Origin of the sequence: Halovenus salina, assembly GCF_026410925.1 — an archaeon.
Classification (GTDB): domain Archaea; phylum Halobacteriota; class Halobacteria; order Halobacteriales; family Haloarculaceae; genus Halovenus; species Halovenus salina.
Genome location: NZ_CP112972.1, coordinates 2,762,950 through 2,778,828 on the forward strand (window position 1 = coordinate 2,762,950; position 15,879 = coordinate 2,778,828).

Consider the following 15,879-nt stretch of genomic DNA (forward strand, 5'->3'; position numbering starts at 1 on the left):
TACGGGCGACCGTCGATTTTCACGTAATGACAGTGCTCTCGAACGCCCGGCAGGCGCTTGCCTCCGGGCCGGTCTGTAACCATTGTCTCGGTCGGCTCGTCGCCGACCGGAGCTTCGGACTGGGCAACGACGAGCGCGGACGCGGCCTGCGAGTCACGCTCGCGCTCGAAGACGACGACGATTTCGAGGCGTACGACGGCGGCTGCTGGGTCTGTGAAGAGGAGTGTGAACGCTTCGAGTGGTGGGCCGAACAGGCCGCGACCGCGCTCCGTGGCTACGAGTTCGACACGTACCAGGTGGGGACGAAGGTGCCGCCGTTGCTCGAAGAGAACGACCGCCTTCTCCGCGAGGACGCCGGCATGGAGCCAGACGCCGGCGAGCCGATGAAAAAGGAGTTCAACCGCGAGGTCGGCAAGCGGGTCGGCGACCTGACCGAAACGGAGGTCGATCTCGGGCGGCCGGACGTTCAGATTCTCTGTGACCTGGCGACCGACGAAATCGAGGTGACGGTCCACTCGGCCTTTATTTACGGTCGCTACCGGAAGCTCGAACGCGACATCCCACAGACGCGGTGGCCCTGTAACGACTGCAACGGCACCGGACGACGACAGGGCCAGCCCTGTGACGGCTGTGACGGGACGGGCTACCGGTACGACGAGAGTGTCGAACAGCTCACGGCCCCGGTCGTGCGGGAGGCGATGGAGGGGGAGTCGGCGACCTTCCACGGCGCGGGCCGCGAAGACGTGGATGCGCTGATGCTCGACTCCGGACGGCCGTTCGTCATCGAGGTCGATGAACCGCGCGTCCGACGGGTCGACACCGACGCCCTCGAAGCCGATGTCAACGAGTTTGCCGACGGGAAAGCCGAGGTCGAGGGGCTCCGGCTGGCGAGCTACGAGATGGTCGAGCGCGTCAAGGAACTCGACGCGAGCAAGACCTACCGGATGACCGTCGAGTTCGAGGAGAGCGTCACCGAGACGGACCTGCAGGCGGCGCTCGACGCCCTCGACGGGGCGACAATCGCACAGGAGACACCACAGCGTGTCTCACACCGTCGGGCGGCGAAGACGCGCACCCGCGAGGTGTACGACGCCTCGGGAACGCTGGAGGACGACCATCACGCGACCGTCGAAATCGACGGCGAGGGCGGCCTCTACGTCAAGGAACTGGTCAGCAGCGACGAGGGTCGAACGGAGCCAAGCCTCACGGGCGAGCTTGGCGTCGAGGCGACGGTGACCGCACTCGACGTACTCGACGTGACCGGGCAAGAAGAGCCGTTCGAGGACCCCGACTTTTTCCTGTCTTAGTCAGTACGGCCCCGGACCGTCTCCGAAGCCGTCCTCGCGGGACTGGCATTCGCCGTTTTTGTCGATGACGACACGGCCTGTGTAGCCACACTGGCCGTTGTTGTTGTATTTACAGCGCGTACAGCGACACTCGAGTTGTTTGCTGGCACCACCTACTGCCATACCCGTCCTATTCGCTCCACGTCCTTGTATCTGTGTCCGCTCTCTGGGTCAGTCGAACTCCTGCCAGTTCGTCACGGCCACCGCTGCGGTCAGGAAGACAACGGCAAGCCCGGCTAACAGCGCCGCGGTCATCGCGACCCCCTCTGTTGAGTCGAGAATCATCAGATTGCGGAGACTCCGGTGGAAATGAGTGACGGGACTGAATTCGGCGACCTGCTGGAGGGTCGCTGGCATGAGGTCCAACTCCCAGAAGATTCCGGAGATAAACATCAGCGGAAGCGCGATGGCACCCCCGAGGCTGATTGCCGACCCCGGGTCCTGGATGGTCCCGCCGACGACCATGCCAAGCGCGGTGAACGCCACTGAACCGAGGACGAGCACACCCAGGGCGAGCGGCCCCGGAACCGCCGTCACGCCGAACAACACCCACGCGACGGCGACCATCACCAGCGCAATCGCCACCGCGAGAAGTGACTGCTGGATGACGTTCGCCAGAATCCACTCTCGCTTGCGAAGCGGCGTCGCCGCCAGTCGCTTGAGTGTTCCGTCGCGTTTGAAATCTGCGACCGCCGAGGGGACCGTCATCACGCCGTTTATCAACACCATCGCCACGATGAAGGCCGGAAGAAAGTAGTCGACGGCACCGAGCGCCGGGTCGCCCCGCTGTTGGGCTTCGACGGCCGCCGCCGGCTCCTCGACGCCGATTGCGCGGTCGTTGAACGTCGCAACGACGCTGTCGAGGATGCTCCCGACCGCACCGGCCCCCTGGTCGTCGGGGACTGTCAACAGCTGGATTCTAGCCGGCCCAGTGGTCCCGTTCTCTGCCCCGAGTGCGTCCAGTCCCTCCAGTGCGTCGGCTTGCTGGTCAGCAGAGATATTCCCCCTGAACCGGTCGAGTGTATCACGGATGACCGTCGCTCGAACGCGAGCGCTCTCGGTCCGGACTCGCTCGTCGAACCCATCCGGGACGACGAGCACGCGTTTATATCCTGTTGCCTCTTCGATGTCCGCCTCCCCAAGCGAGACGTTCGCGTCGATGCGCTCGACCGCGAGAGGCTCGACGCGCTCGACGGCGTCGACGAACTCGGCCGACAGTGCCGTCGGTTCTCCACCCTCGATGTCGTTGTTCTGGACCGCAACCTCGAACTCCGTGGGGCCGCCGGCGAAAACGAAGCTGAAGATGACGAGCAGGATGAGCGGGAACAACAGGGCGAAGAAGACGGCTTCCCTGTTGCGTGTCCAGTCCCGGAGCAGCGTGACCGTCAGCGAGAGGAGTCGTCTCACTGGAGTTCACCTCCGGGAGCCATGGAGGCCCCGGCCAGCTCCAGAAAGACGTCTTCCATGCCCGGGCTGACCAAATCGATAGAGTGAGTCCCGATGTCCTGGAGTGCGCTGTAGGTCTCCTGTGCGCGCTGGCGGTCGTCGAAGACGCCGACGAGCGCGGTGTCGCGGCGGTAGACCGCCTTAGCCTCGCTTTCGAGCACCGATTCGAGTTCGGGGGTCGCCTCGTCGGAACCGTCGGGAAGGTGGACGACGACCGTCACCTCGCCCGCGTACTCCTCAACGAGCCCGGGAACCGAGTCGACCGCCTCGACGTGGCCGTCGACAAGCAGGGCGACCCGGTCTGCGAGATACTCCACCTCGTCCATGTAATGTGTCGTCAACACGACGGTCGTCCCGAGCGCTGGCAGGCGTTCAATGTGTTCCCAGGTGGCCCGTCTGGCGGCCGGGTCGAGTCCGGCGGTCGGTTCGTCGAGAAACAGTACCTCCGGGTCACTCACCAGCGCCATGGCAATCCCGGTTCGGCGCTGGTATCCTCCGGACAGCGAGCTGAAGCGCTCGCCGGCCCAGTCGTCGAGGTCCAGCTCGGCGAGTACCTCGTCCGTGTCGAGGGGGTTGGAGTGGAGATCGGCGATGAGCGCGACGTTCTCGCGAACGGTCAGCCGCTCGAAGGTGTGAAACGACTGGGGGACGACGCCGATTCTGTCTTTGACCTCCAGTAGATGCTCTTGGAGGTCCGTCCCGAACAGCGTCACCGTCCCAGCGGTGGGTTCGCGCAACCCCTGTATCAGCTCGACGGCGGTTGTCTTGCCGGCACCGTTTGGCCCGAGCAACGCGAATATCTCGCCGTCGTAGACCTCGAGTGAGACATCGTCGACGGCGACGGTCGAGCCGTACTCCTTACGGAGGTCCCGTGTCTGTATCACCGTCGAGCGGTCGGAAGTCATTGGGTTGATACTAGCCGCCAGGGCAACGGTAAAAAAGCTTTCTCGGGGCTACTGCTCTGTGACGTGTCTGACCGAGCTTGCGATGCCACGGCTACTCTCAACCATCGCCGGGCCGGACATGTTTGCTCGGCCGATAGCAAACGCCTTCGGTCCCTCGATAACGACCTCGTCGCCCGGCCGAATCTCCGGCGAGGCGTCCCGGACGCCGGGAGCGAGCACCGAGCCATGGGGGACGAAGCCGTCAATTTCGATTCGCTTGGTGGGGACATCGCTGTCGACCCACCGGCGCGCGCCGGCGAGCGTCAGCGAGAGGACGCCGTACTGCGCGACGAGCATCGCCAGCTGCTCGCCGTCGTTGCTGTTAACGCGCAGTTTCGGGTACCGCGCACCGGTCCGGAACTCGCCGAACAGCTCGTCACCGGCTCCCTCGCCGAACTGGTAGTCCGCGACGGCGCGGATGGTGTTGTGCTGGCGCTCGCGTTTCGAGTACTTGAGCGCGTCAGAGACCGTCGAGGCGAGATTTGAGAGCGACTCCGTCGCTGTCGGGTGGTCGACGACGGTGTACTCGAAGTCCAGTCCCAGCGAGTCCTCAACGCGCTCGCAGATGTCGCGGTAGCCACCCTCGGGAACATGGGCGACAATCCGGGGGTAGTCGTTGCGGTCGAGGTAGGCTTCGAGGACGTTGGCGACGAACTCTCGCTCCGTGGGTGTCCACTCGCCGGTGACGACGGTGTCGTAGTGCTGTGCGGGGTAGGTGAGTTCGAGTTCCTGTGGCACGACGCCGATGGGCGACGTCATCGAGACGGTGTGGGCGCGGAACTGGATGGCGTCGTGGAACTGGCCGTGGCTCTGTGACTCGCTGTAGGGCTTGCGGGCCGAACACGGCACCAACACCAGCGGATTGTCGAATCGGTTCTGGTAGCGTGTCGTGACCCGCTCGGCGAAGCGCTGAATCTCGACGCGGTTGAGCGTGTCGTCGGTCGCGGCTGTCAGTTCGGCCTGCCGGACGACCGGGGTTCGCTGCTCCAGGTGGCCGTACTGCTGGTCGAGGCGGCGCATGACTGCGGTGTGCCACTGCTCGTGGCGGGCCTGCCCCTCGACGTAGTCGCGGAGTCTCCCCTCACGGATGCGCCGTCTGACCCGGCGCAGTTCCGTCTGGAGTGCGTGCTCGTTGTGGGCAGCACAATCCTCACGGCCGAACTCCTCGCGGGGAACCTGGCAGGCCGGACAGGAACAGGGCAACTCCTCAATATCTTCCAGAAACCGCTCGCCGTCGGTGGTGAGGTACTTGCCCTGAGTGCCTTTCACGACGGCGTGGTCGGCGTCGAGGAGGTCGACGCCAGCGTAGGCGAGAATCGAGACGTTGGCTGGTGTGGCGACCCCAGAGAGATAGAGGCCGGCGTCTGCGGGAATCGACTCCCGCGTGTCGATAAGTCCCTCGACGAACGCCCGTGCGTGGCCCGCGAGTTCCTGGGCGTTCGAGAGGACGTAGGCGTCTGTTCCGTAGTCGTCTGCGGTCTCTGGGGAGACGACGGCTGCGCTGGGACCGTCGAGGTCGGGGTAGTCGACGGCGAAGGCCTCCTGTACCTCGTCGGGGGTGCCGCCAGGAAACGCACGGTGTGGGAGGATTGTCAGTGCCGACTCCTCGCCCGCTGGAACCTCTCGTTCGCGCGCCCAGAGGCTACCCGCGTCCTCGCGCACGTCGTCGACGAGGGCAGGTGTCTCTCTGCTCTCCGGGAGCCGTAGTTCGGCGAGCCGAGCGGCCCCGTCGCGTTCGTGAACCTCGAAGTAGTCCGTCATTGGGGCTCCCCCGTGACGGCCCGGTCAGCTACGAAGATGTTCATGTACGGTCATCCGTCTGGGTCGGATAACAGTTCGTCGGTTCTCACTCTGCCAGGCGGCCGCCGACGTAGCCACCGAGAGCGCCTAGCGTCGCGTTGAAGCCAGCATAAATCAACACTCCGAACAGTATCCCGCCGACGCCGGCAACCATGGGACCGGTCTGGCCGATATCCTGCAGCCCTGAGTAGAGCCCGACGACGGTGAACAGGCCGATGACGAGCGCGGGAAGAGCCGGCAGTAGGCCCGCAACCGCACCCACGGTGGTCGTCCTGTCGGAGCCCCCGCCTTCGAGATAGCCTGCAAGCGCGCCGCCGACGACAGCGGAGATGCCGACAAACGAGAAAAACGCGGTGACGACACCCCCCCGGATCGCGTTTGCGTAGTACGAACTCGTGGGCTCGCCGCGCTGTTGTCTGCTGTTGTCGCGGTGTCGGACGTAGACGAACGCGACCGCGAGTGCCACCAGCCCGAGACCAGCAACTAACATGCCCAATCCGACCCAGGAGACGACTGCCGCTCCAACGTCGATGGCTTCCGTCCGTGTGAGCTCTGTTGTCCCGACAGTTACTGGTCCGCTCTCGTCGACAGCCTCACCGAGCTCCTCCCGACCCAGAGCTGTCGTGAGAACAGTGCCGGCAAACAACAACAACAGCCCGACGATGGCGATTAACATACCGAGCAGCCAGTCGATGACCTCCGGAATCGCGGTCCTCTCAGTGGACTGACCCTCCTCATCGTCTGGTTCGAATTCAGTTTGATTCATTGATAGAAGCAGAAACACGGGTCAAATATAAACGCACCTGCTGGTTTCCTTGCACGAGGGCGCGCTCCGAAACCCATACACCGGCGGGGGTCGAATCCGTCCTGTGCTCACAGGGACATCCCGTAACGCGGCATTGTTCGTGCTGTTGTCAGCAATCTGGGGGTCTGCGTTTATGGCTATCAACCTCGGGCTGGAGTTCTTCCCGGCTGTCACGTTCGCGGCGATTCGATACGACGTAGCCGGGGTTATCATGCTCGCCTACGCCCTATGGGTGGCCGACAACCCGATTCCGTCGACCCGCGGCGAGTGGGGGCTGGTGGCCATCGGCGCAGTGTTCCTGATTGCGCTCTATCACGCCCTCCTCTTTGTCGGCCAGACCGACCCGGAGGTGACGAGCGCCGTTGCCGCGATTATCATCAGCCTCAATCCCGTGTTGACGACCGGCTTTGCCCGTATCTTCCTTCCCTCGGAACGCCTGACGGTGCTGGGAATTGCTGGACTCTGTCTCGGACTGGTCGGGGTGGTCGTCCTCGCCAACCCCGACCCCTCGAACCTGACCGGCGAGGGGACCGTTCCAAAACTGCTCGTTCTCGCCGCGGCGGCGGCCTTTGCATTCGGTAGTGTCCTCACCCGCCGCGTCGAGGCAACACTCGAAATCGAGACGCTGGAGGGGTGGGCGATGTTGCTCGGCGGACTGTTGATGCACGGCATCGCGCTCGCGGCAGGCGAGTCACTCGGCAGTATCGAGTGGACGACGGAAGCGATACTGGCACTTGCGTACCTCTCGGTCGTGGCGAGTGCGCTCGGATTTCTTATCTACTTCGACCTGCTCGAACGCCTCGGTCCCATCGAAATCAACCTCGTCTCGTACGTCGCGCCCGTCTTCGCGGCGCTTTCTGGGTGGCTGTTCCTCTCAGAGGGTATCTCGGTGACGACTGTCTTCGGCTTCGCTCTCATCTTTGGGGGCTTTCTGCTCATCAAGCGCCGGGCCATCCGCGAGGAGATTCGCCGCCAGCGCCGGCCGCCGACCGCCGACTAACTACTGGTGGCGCTCGACGAACTCGACGAACGCCGAAGCCGACAGCTCACACCGGATTGGCGGCTTGAAGCCGCCGAGGTAGGTCGTGTTCGGGTCGAGTACCTCGGCTACCGCCTCTTTCATGTAGTAGTTGCCGCGATCGACCGGGCCGCTGAGTCGGACCGCCCGGTCGAGGAGGCCGCCGGGTTCGCGGCCGTCGACGAGGACGACACGGCTCGCACCCTGTGGCTTGTCGGGGTCGAGCGCGTAGAGTTCGCCGTTGCCCGCAAAGCGCTTGGAGTGGGCGTTTGCCTGGTGGTCTTGCAGTATCGCGGCTCTCGCCTCTGCTGGGGTCTCGGCGTCGAGCACCACGGGGTCGTCCGCGAGCATGAAGTAGCCAAAGAGATAGCGATGCATCCGTCCGTCTGTCTCCAGCCCGGTGTAGAATCCGAGTACGTCCCCGGCGTCGAGGCACTCGACGATAGCGTTGATATTGCCGTCTTTCCCACCCTCGCCGTATGTCAGCGCCTCGAAGTTCGGGTCGTAGTGGACCGGATAGTTCTGGATCGCCTCCTCGTCGCGGATCCACTCGCCGTCACTGCCCGGCCTGATACCCTCGACCAGCTCCGACAGTGGGCCGTCACCGTGCTGCTGTGGCATCGACCCGAACGTTCGCGTCTCGCCTGTCGTCGTCGACTTCTCGGGAATTGGGATATACTCGAAGCGTCTGCCATCAAGCAGCTGTGGCACGGGTTCGACGTTGCCGGTGTCCGCGCCGACGCCAACCAGAACGACTGCCATACCTGTCTTTTGCTGGTAGCTGTGTTAGTCCTGTTCTTCCTGTGGCGTGTACCCCTCGACGGTCACGCGGTCTGGAATCGTCCCGACAGCCGACTCGGGCCAGCCGTCGTGGACGACGGTAAACGCTGTCTCCGGGTTCGCCTCGACCAGCCGGGCGACGCCGTCGGCGGCGGCCAGATAGGCCGAACGGTCGAGGCGGTCCGGCGTTTCGGCGGTCAGGGGATACACGTCTGAAAGGCTCCGGGGGACCGGACCGAAGGGGACGACCAGCCGCCAGCTCTCCTCGTACCGGTCGCTATGCTGGCCGGTCGTGAGCAACAGTTCGTCGGGAGCGTCGAGCCGGCCGAGCCGGTCGTGGTGGCGTGTCACCTCCGGGCGGCGGGCGCTGTCGGCAGAGAGGTAGAAAAACGACTCCTTAGCGACCGGGTCGGTAGTCTCCAGTTGGTCGGCGTAGTCGAGCAACGTTCTGTAGCCGTCGACGAGTGTCGGATGCCCTCGCACCCGTGTCTCGACGAGTTCGAACAGTGTGCCCCGGCGAATTGCTTCTTTGACGCGGCGAATCTCGCCGAAGGAGACTGCGAGGTTGTGTTCGGCCAGGAGGCGGTGGCGACTCTCGTCGTCCATCGTCGCGACCTCGTCGGGGGTGTGTTCGGTACAGACGGGACATTCACAGGGGAAATACGACAGCTCGTCGAGGTGTTCTGTCCCTCGAACCGTGAGATAGCGGTCGTCGCGGGCGTACAGCGCGTAGGCCGCCGAATCGAAGAGGTCACAGCCAAGCGCCGCCGCGAGCGCGAACATCATCGGGTGCCCCGCACCGAACAGATGGACCGGCGCACTCTCCGGGAGGCCGCGTTTTGTCGCGGCGACGGCCTCGACTAGGTCGGCGAAGCGGTACTCGTTCATCAGCGGGACGACCGCGCCGATTGGGAAGAGGTCGTGGTCAGTCGACGCGGCCTCGGCTGCGGCCTGCTCGCGCAGGTCGGGATGTGTCGACCCCTGGATTGGTGCGGTGACGAGCATCTCGCCGGTGTCGACCGATTCGGCGACACCCAGCCGCTCTCGTGTCGTCTCCCACTCCTCTGTGGCTTGCTCGCGGGAGACATCTGGGGGCGTTGGGATGTCGACGGGTGTCCCGATATCCGAGCCGATCTCGCGTTGGAAGGCCAGAATCTCCTCGGTTGTCACGTCGATGTTGCCGTACTCCGCGAGCTGGAACGAGCCGGAGTCGGTCATGATGGCTCCCGAAAAGTCGAGCGTGTCGTGAAGCCCTTCCTCCAGCGCGGGCTCGCGTAGCTGGTCGCTGCCGTAGATGATGTAGCTGTTCGTGATGAGAATCTCCGCACCGAACTGGGATTCGAGCTGTGCGGGCGAGATGGTCTGAACGTGGGGATTGACGACGGGCAACAGCGCCGGCGTCTCGACGGTCACGGACGACCGCGGCACCGTCAGCTTCCCGAGTCGCCCTGCCCCGTCGTATCTCCGGACTTCGAAGTTGTCCCGCATTGTCATCCCGTCTGACGGCGGCGGCGGTAAGGATTGCGTTCCAGGGCGATCTCTGGTCGGGGCGACGACCACACGTGACTGGGATGCCGAAAAATCCGAAAGTCACCTGCTGGTACGAAACTGGCGTGCAATGCCGTAGAAAACGGCTCGAACGGCCAGAGGCTGTCTCCTGATTTGGGGGTGTTTGTCTTTATATTCCCGTAACTTACAGAGATAATCCCAAAACTCCTGAGCGTAGGTACTCGTTTGTTCAGGTAACGTCACTGAGAAAAATTTTATATGGGATTCTCTCCAATTATCAAATAGGAGGAGTACAGAGATGGCAGTTAGTGACAACTCAAAGCATCGGCAGGAACAGGCGTGGAACCGACCGCTGAATCGGTTGTCCAGGTACGACCTGGTGCTAGCTGTCATTCCGATACTGTTTACCGCGTCGGTGCTCGTCTCTCTGTTCACCCCCGTTTCTCTCCACCTCGCGATGGGGGCAGGCGCACTCACGAGCGCGCTTCTGGTCGCTGACGCGCTGTATCTCAACCCCCCGACCAACGCCAGCGACGGGGAGTCTGGCCCTGGGTCGTCGGGAACTAGCTAGACAGTTTTACTCTTCTTGAGCGTCCACGACGGCGACACCGGCGAGGTTGACGATATCTTTGACCTCGTCGCCGCGCTGGAGGACATGAACCGGCTTGTCCATGCCGACGAGCATCGGACCGATGGCCTCTGCGCCGCCGAGGCGCTTGAGGAGTTTGTAGCCGATGTTGCCGGCTTCGAGGTTGGGGAAGACGAGCACGTTCGCCGGCTCGTCGAGCTGTGAGAAGTCGTAGGTGCCAGACAGCGTCTCCTCGACGACTGCGGTGTCTGCCTGCATCTCGCCGTCGACGGGGAAATCGACCGTGGGGTCTTCCCGTAGCTCTGTGGCGGCGTCTCTGACTTTCTGGGTCCCTTCGTTGTCGACACTGCCGAAATCAGAGTACGACAACAGGGCAGCCCGGGGGTCGACGTTGAACCGGCGGGCGAGTTCGGCGGTGTGTCGTGTCACCTCCGCGAGCACATCCTCGTCGGGGTCCTGATTGACTGTGGTGTCGGCACAGAAGACGACCCGGTTTTTGAACGTCAGCATGTAGACGCCGGCCACATAGTTGGCGTCGTCGGCCGTCCCGACGATTCGAAGCGGCGGTCGGAGCGCCTCGGGATAGTGGTGCATTAGTCCCGTCAGCATGGCGTCGGCGTCGCCCACTTCGACCATCACGCTGCCGAGATAGTTGCCGTCGGTGATGAGTTCCTCTGCCTCTCGGCGAGTAACTCCCTCGCGCTGCCGGAGTTCGTAGAGCCGTTCCGCGTATGAGTCGAGGTTGTCCTGGCTCGGGTCCACGATCTCGGGGTCGAAACTCAGTCCCAGATTCTCCATCGTCGCCCAGATGCGCTCCTGGTCGCCAATGAGCACCGGCTTGCCGATACCCTGCTCGGCAATCTGGTAGGCCGCCCGGATCATCTTCTCGTCGTTGCCCTCCGCTAAGACGAGCCGCTTGGGGTCGCTTTTTGCCTTATTCAACACGACCCGCATCATCTCGCGGGACTTGCCCAGCCGCGCTTCGAGTCGTTCGCGGTGTTCCGCTGCATCCAAATCGATGCGGGCACAGCCACTCTCCATCGCTGCCTGTGCGACAGCCGGCGCGACCTCGAACAGTACGCGCGGGTCGAGTGGTTTCGGGATGATGTAGTTGGGGCCGAACTGAAGCGGCTCGTCGCCGTAGGCTTTGACGACCGCGTCAGGAACGTCCTCGCGCGCGAGGTCCGCGAGTGCTCGCGCGGCGGCGACCTTCATCTCCTCGTTTATCTCGGTCGCACGGGCGTCGAGCGCGCCCCGGAAGATGAACGGGAAGCCGAGCACGTTGTTCACCTGGTTCGGATAATCCGAGCGGCCCGTGGCGACGATGACCGTGTCATCGCGGGCTTCCTTGGCCTCGGTGTAGCCGATTTCGGGGTCGGGATTGGCCATAGCAAATATAATCGGGTTGTCGGCCATCGACCGGACCATCTCCTCGTCGACAATGCCACCGATAGAGAGCCCAACGAACACGTCGGCATCCTCCATCGCGTCGCTGAGGTCACCCTCGGGCGCGTCGCTGGCGAACTCGCGCTTGTACTTGTTGACTTCGTCGGCACGTGCCTCGGTGACGATGCCGCTCGAATCACACAGTGTGATGCGGTCTTTACTCGCACCCAGTGAGGCGTAGAACCGCGCAGTTGCGATGGCGCTCGCACCAGCGCCCGAGAAGACGATGTCGAGTTCAGAGAGGTCTTTGTCGACGATGTCGACAGCGTTCAGGAGGGCAGCGCCGGAGATGATTGCAGTTCCGTGCTGGTCGTCGTGAAAGACCGGGATGTCAGTCTCCTCGCGCAGCGTCTCTTCGATTTCGAAACAGGCCGGGGCGGCGATATCTTCCAGGTTGATACCGCCGAAGGTGGGTTCCATCGCGCGGATGGATTCAATCATCGCGTCGGTCGACTCGTGGTCGAGTTCCACATCGAAGACATCGATGTCGGCGAACCGCTTGAACAGGACACCCTTCCCCTCCATGACGGGCTTGCTGGCCTGTGGGCCGATATCACCCAGGCCAAGCGTCGCGCTGCCGTCGGAGACGACGCCGACGAGATTTCCTTTTGCTGTGTAGCTGTAGGCGTCGGCGGGGTTCTCGTCGATCGCCCGACAGGGCGCGGCGACGCCAGGCGAGTACGCCAGGCTCAGGTCTCGCTGCGTGTTCGTCGGCTTCGTCGTCGATATCTCTATTTTTCCGGGCGGCTCCGTACTGTGATAGTCGAGTGCGTCCTCGTCAAGTCCCATGCTCGGAACCCACCGAGGCTGTGACAAAAAGCCCATCGAATACTCGTTCGTCAACTGTCGAAATGCCCAGGGACACTCTGCGATAAATTTTGATGGGTTGTCAAATGGGCTTCCCAGCCAGCGAGAAAAATGAAGGCTTTGATATGGATGCACACCAAGAGCCAGATATGCGCGTTCCCCTTCGACACTACCTGGCGACCACGACCGCAGGCACGTTCTTCCTGATACTCCTGGGCGTGTACACGGGCAAGATTGGCGCGGGACTCTCGTGTGAGGCGCGGTGGCCACTCTGTGACGGCTGGATGGGGCTGTTTCCGGCAAACTGGCCGAGTTTCGTCGAGTGGTTCCACCGGCTCGTCGCCTTCGTCGTTGGCTTTCTGATCCTCGGTGCGGCGATCATGGCCTGGCGGCGCAACCGCAGCAAGTCACTCCGGTATACGACGCTGCTTGCAGTCCTGCTGTTGCCTGTCCAGATTTTCTTCGGCGCGAACACCGTCCTCAACTTCGGTGTCACGGCGTCGATGATGCACCAGTTCGCCGCCCAGGCCATCTTCGGCTCCCTGGTCATCGCGACGACGATCGCGTACGTCAAACACGGAGCCAGCTCGGGACAGAGTCCGTCGGGTCCGAACGTACAACACGCAGACGACTAACTGTTGACGCCGACGGTGAGAAGCGTTCCGTGGGTCCGGTAGCGGTCGGCCATCGCCTCGCGGCTCTCCCAGTTCTCCGTCGGGAACTCGTCTGCGGGCGGAATCTCTATCTCGCGGTCGGGGATAGTCTCCTGTTCTGCGACGATCAGCCCCGCCTCGCGGAACGCCTCGCGGTACTGTTTGCGGCTCCATAGCTTCATGTCGATGTCGATGCGCTCTTGCCACTCGTGGGTATGTTCTGACTCCTCGAAGAAGTTCACCGCACAGTAGAAGGTCCCGCCAGGGCGGAGGACGCGTCGAATCTCTCTCAGCACCTCATCCGGTCGCTGGCTGTAGTAAAATGCCTCCATCGACCAGACGTGGTCGACACTGTTCTCGGCAAGCGGTAGATGATGGAAGTCACCGCCGACGAATCCGACGCCGTCGTCGTCGGTGTACCCCTGGGCGTTGTGGACCATCTCGACGGAGCCGTCGAGGCCCACACACGACCCGGCCTCTCTGGTCTCCCGGAGGGCTCGCAGCGCGTACCCGGAACCGGTGCCGAGGTCGAGCACCCTGTCGCCAGGTTCGACTGGCATCCGTGCGAGTGCGTGTTTGGCAGTGTGCCAGTGTCGCTGTTCCATCCCTCTGTCCTTGCCTGTCTTGGCCCACTGGTCGAACTCCTGCTGGACGCTCATCGTCGGAGACAGCACCCGCGTGTGGTTAAATCACACCGTTCTCACCGGGGTAGCGAGAAATAAAACGTCGTTCCGTCGTCTGACTCCACCCAGATATCACCACCGTGCCGAGAGAGAATGCGGTCACAGATAGCGAGTCCCATCCCGGTCCCGTCCCCGTCACGGTGCCCGCGCTCGAAGAGCTCGAAGATTCGCTCCTGTTGTGACTCCGGGATGCCAGGGCCGTCGTCGCTGACCGAGAAGACGACCTCCTCTTCGTGCACCTCAGCACCGACGTGGATGGTCGGCTCTTCGACGTGGTCAATTGCGTTCTCGACGAGGTTCTGGAACACCTGGCCGAGCTGATTCTGGTCGACCTCGACGGTCGGCAGCTCCTCGGCGGTTACGGTGGCGTCTGCCTCCTCGATGCGGAGTTCGAGATTCTGGCGCGTCTCGTCGAGCACCGCTGTCGCGTCGGTCTCGGTGAACTCTCTCCCCTCCGTCTCGACGCGGGAATAGGCCAGGAGCTCGTCGACCATGTCCTGCATCCGCTCGGCACCGTTGGCCGCAAAGTCGATGTACTCCTGAGCCTCGTCGTCGAGGTCGTCTCTGTACTCGTCTTCGAGCAGACTCATGTAACTGGAGACCATCCGGAGCGGTTCTTGGAGGTCGTGGGAGGCGATGTAGGCAAACTGCTGGAGACGGTCGTTCGACTCGGCGAGCTGTTCCATCTGTGCTTCGAGTTGTTCCTGTGTCTGGCGCAACTCGGTGATGTCGGTGTAGATGGCAAACGCACGCCGGTCGTTGGTACCGATGCCGTACGGAACGACCCGGAGCTTGAAAAACAGCCGACTTTCGCCGACCGTCGACACGACCTCTGTACTGTACAGCTCTCGGTCTCCGATTGCCTGGCTGACCGCGTCTTCGACTGCCTCGTCGTCGTGGTCGACGACGGCCATGAGAGACTGCCCCTCTGCTGACTCGTCGCCGTCGACGAACAGACCACAGAACTCCTCGTTCGCCCGCTCGATTGTGAGCTCGCTGTCGTCGTACCGAAGGTCGGCGACGCCGGCAGGGTCGTTCTCGAACAGCGACTCCCAGCGGTCTTTCTCCGTCGCCATCTCGTCGCGAGACTCGTGGAGGCGAGCTGAGACGTAGCCGATGCCGGCACCGGCAACTGTCCCACCGATGGCGGTGTGGACACCCATAATCACCGGCTTGAACGTCTCCTGGTAGCTCTGGGAGCCGATGGCCCACAAGAGGATGAACATGATGCCGATCAGTCCGATGACCGCCCACCGCAACACCAACGCGAGATACTGGCGCTCCCTGCTGTTGTACAGCCAGTAACTGAACGCGACAAACCCGACCAGCAGCGCGAGCGGGACGCTGTTCTCTAGAAGGGTCAGCCACAGCGCCTCGCCCTGTTGGGCCGTGTCCTCGTAGATATCAAACAGAACGACTGCGGCCAGCACGGACGCGAGCGCGACAGCCAGCGTGAGATGACTCCGCTTTGCTCTCGGCAGCGTCGGTGTCTCGTCCAGGGACATACCCCAACCGATGTTGTGGCGTGTACATAAGTGACACGCCATGAATTGTGCTGTCGATGACAGAAAATTTTAAAAAGCCATCTACACAAACGTAGGGAGTACCATGTCCCCCGATGAAGGAAAGCCAATCGAGATACTGCTCGCCGAGGACAACCCTGGCGACGTGAAACTCACCGAAAAGGCGCTCGAACACGGGGACATACTCAACAATCTCCATGTCGTCGAGAACGGCGTCGAGGCGATGAAGTTCCTCAGGCGGGAGGGCGAATACAGCGACGTGCCGATGCCGGACCTGTTTCTGCTCGACCTGAACATGCCCAAAAAGGACGGGAGAGACGTGCTTGCAGACATGAACGACGACCCGGAACTACGGCGCATTCCGGTGGTCGTCCTCACCAGCTCGGACGCAGAGGAAGACGTGGTCAAATCCTACGAGCTGAGCGCGAACGCCTACCTCACGAAGCCGGTCGATTTCGACGGCTTCGTGGATATCGTCAACCGCCTCGAGGACTTCTGGTTCAAAGTCGTCAAAATGCCACCGAAGTGAG

At 62.9% G+C, this 15,879-nt stretch carries 15 protein-coding genes; 5 read left to right on the forward strand and 10 right to left on the reverse strand.

From position 1 onward, the window contains the following. Positions 1-26: 26 nt before the first annotated feature. On the forward strand, positions 27-1,307 hold the full coding sequence (locus OSC37_RS13895) for a tRNA pseudouridine(54/55) synthase Pus10 (RefSeq protein WP_267162034.1): 1,281 nt from the start codon (positions 27-29) through the stop codon (positions 1,305-1,307). Here OSC37_RS13895 and OSC37_RS13900 read toward each other — a convergent pair whose 3' ends face one another. The 5 genes from OSC37_RS13900 to OSC37_RS13920 all read right to left on the reverse strand — a co-directional run bounded on the left by OSC37_RS13900 (position 1,308) and on the right by OSC37_RS13920 (position 6,302). Then, positions 1,308-1,469 (reverse strand): hypothetical protein, encoded by a 162-nt coding sequence (locus OSC37_RS13900; protein ID WP_267162035.1) that lies wholly within the window; start codon positions 1,467-1,469, stop codon positions 1,308-1,310. It lies immediately after the preceding gene. Positions 1,470-1,517: 48 nt separating this feature from the next. Then, positions 1,518-2,753 carry an ABC transporter permease gene (locus OSC37_RS13905; protein WP_267162036.1) on the reverse strand — a complete coding sequence of 412 codons (1,236 nt, stop codon included), beginning with the start codon at positions 2,751-2,753 and terminating at the stop codon, positions 1,518-1,520. Then, complete coding sequence (locus OSC37_RS13910) at positions 2,750-3,697, reverse strand: ABC transporter ATP-binding protein (protein ID WP_267162037.1); 948 nt, start codon at positions 3,695-3,697, stop codon at positions 2,750-2,752. Before OSC37_RS13910 ends, OSC37_RS13905 begins: the two co-directional genes overlap by 4 nt. A gap of 48 nt (positions 3,698-3,745) precedes the next feature. Then, positions 3,746-5,497, reverse strand: a complete 1,752-nt coding sequence (arcS, locus tag OSC37_RS13915; protein ID WP_267162038.1) for an archaeosine synthase subunit alpha — start codon at positions 5,495-5,497, stop codon at positions 3,746-3,748. A gap of 85 nt (positions 5,498-5,582) precedes the next feature. Continuing rightward, a complete protein-coding gene (locus OSC37_RS13920) occupies positions 5,583-6,302 on the reverse strand; it encodes a DUF5518 domain-containing protein (RefSeq protein ID WP_267162039.1) in 720 nt (239 codons plus the stop codon). A gap of 172 nt (positions 6,303-6,474) precedes the next feature. Between OSC37_RS13920 and OSC37_RS13925 the strand changes: the two genes are divergently transcribed. Then, a complete protein-coding gene (locus OSC37_RS13925) occupies positions 6,475-7,341 on the forward strand; it encodes a DMT family transporter (protein WP_267162040.1) in 867 nt (288 codons plus the stop codon). Here the strand turns inward: OSC37_RS13925 and OSC37_RS13930 are convergent, their stop codons facing one another. Both OSC37_RS13930 and tgtA read right to left on the reverse strand, forming a co-directional pair. Then, complete coding sequence (locus OSC37_RS13930; protein ID WP_267162041.1) at positions 7,342-8,121, reverse strand: Nmad3 family putative nucleotide modification protein; 780 nt, start codon at positions 8,119-8,121, stop codon at positions 7,342-7,344. It lies immediately after the preceding gene. 24 nt (positions 8,122-8,145) lie between these two features. Further along, positions 8,146-9,627, reverse strand: a complete 1,482-nt coding sequence (gene tgtA / locus OSC37_RS13935; protein ID WP_267164195.1) for a tRNA guanosine(15) transglycosylase TgtA — start codon at positions 9,625-9,627, stop codon at positions 8,146-8,148. Between the two features lie 319 nt (positions 9,628-9,946). Between tgtA and OSC37_RS13940 the strand changes: the two genes are divergently transcribed. Beyond that, the gene (locus OSC37_RS13940) at positions 9,947-10,219 is read left to right on the forward strand and encodes a DUF8015 family protein (protein ID WP_267162042.1); all 273 of its coding nucleotides are present in this window, start codon (positions 9,947-9,949) and stop codon (positions 10,217-10,219) included. A 6-nt stretch (positions 10,220-10,225) separates the two neighbouring features. On the opposite strand, the gene OSC37_RS13945 is transcribed toward OSC37_RS13940, so the two are convergent. Continuing rightward, positions 10,226-12,472: an NADP-dependent malic enzyme gene (locus tag OSC37_RS13945; protein ID WP_267162043.1), complete on the reverse strand. Its 2,247-nt coding sequence runs from the start codon at positions 12,470-12,472 to the stop codon at positions 10,226-10,228. 143 nt (positions 12,473-12,615) lie between these two features. On the opposite strand from OSC37_RS13945, the gene OSC37_RS13950 reads away from it, so the two are divergent. After that, entirely contained in the window at positions 12,616-13,125 is a 510-nt protein-coding gene (locus OSC37_RS13950; RefSeq protein ID WP_267162044.1) for a COX15/CtaA family protein, read from the forward strand. Here OSC37_RS13950 and OSC37_RS13955 read toward each other — a convergent pair. Together OSC37_RS13955 and OSC37_RS13960 are read right to left on the reverse strand one after the other, a co-directional pair. After that, positions 13,122-13,802: a class I SAM-dependent methyltransferase gene (locus OSC37_RS13955; RefSeq protein WP_267162045.1), complete on the reverse strand. Its 681-nt coding sequence runs from the start codon at positions 13,800-13,802 to the stop codon at positions 13,122-13,124. The genes OSC37_RS13950 and OSC37_RS13955 overlap by 4 nt on opposite strands. A gap of 41 nt (positions 13,803-13,843) precedes the next feature. After that, on the reverse strand, positions 13,844-15,331 hold the full coding sequence (locus tag OSC37_RS13960; RefSeq protein WP_267162046.1) for a sensor histidine kinase: 1,488 nt from the start codon (positions 15,329-15,331) through the stop codon (positions 13,844-13,846). Between the two features lie 103 nt (positions 15,332-15,434). Here OSC37_RS13960 and OSC37_RS13965 point away from each other — a divergent pair, with 103 nt between their 5' ends. Next, a complete protein-coding gene (locus tag OSC37_RS13965; RefSeq protein ID WP_267162047.1) occupies positions 15,435-15,878 on the forward strand; it encodes a response regulator in 444 nt (147 codons plus the stop codon). The last annotated feature ends 1 nt before the right edge of the window (position 15,879 follow it).